Here is a 353-nt window from a genome sequence, read left to right on the forward strand (position 1 = left end):
TGTGTAAAGACGATGCTGTAACGCGACCCTGTTATAGGTCTGTAGCTCAGTTGGTTAGAGCGCACCCCTGATAAGGGTGAGGTCGGCAGTTCAAATCTGCCCAGACCTACCAATTACTTGGTGCGGCTGGTCAAATGGGGCCATAGCTCAGCTGGGAGAGCGCCTGCCTTGCACGCAGGAGGTCAGCGGTTCGATCCCGCTTGGCTCCACCACTCTTTCAGGTTTCGCAGCACTGCTCAGAACTTAGAAATGAACATTCGGCGATGAATGTTGATTTCTGACTTTTGTCAGATCGTTCTTTAAAAATTCGGATATGTGATAGAAATAGACTGAACACCCGTTTCACTGCTGAA

The 353-nt window shown here is 49.6% G+C and carries 2 tRNA genes; both read left to right on the top strand.

Features of this window, described 5'->3' with window-relative positions:
• Positions 1-35 precede the first annotated feature (35 nt).
• A tRNA-Ile gene (locus tag ACQ4OD_RS26395) sits at positions 36-112 on the top strand.
• Positions 113-136: 24 nt separating this feature from the next.
• A tRNA-Ala gene (locus ACQ4OD_RS26400) sits at positions 137-212 on the top strand.
• The last annotated feature ends 141 nt before the right edge of the window (positions 213-353 follow it).

The sequence above is a fragment of the Pseudomonas sp. WC1 genome (assembly GCF_050586565.1).
GTDB lineage: Bacteria > Pseudomonadota > Gammaproteobacteria > Pseudomonadales > Pseudomonadaceae > Aquipseudomonas.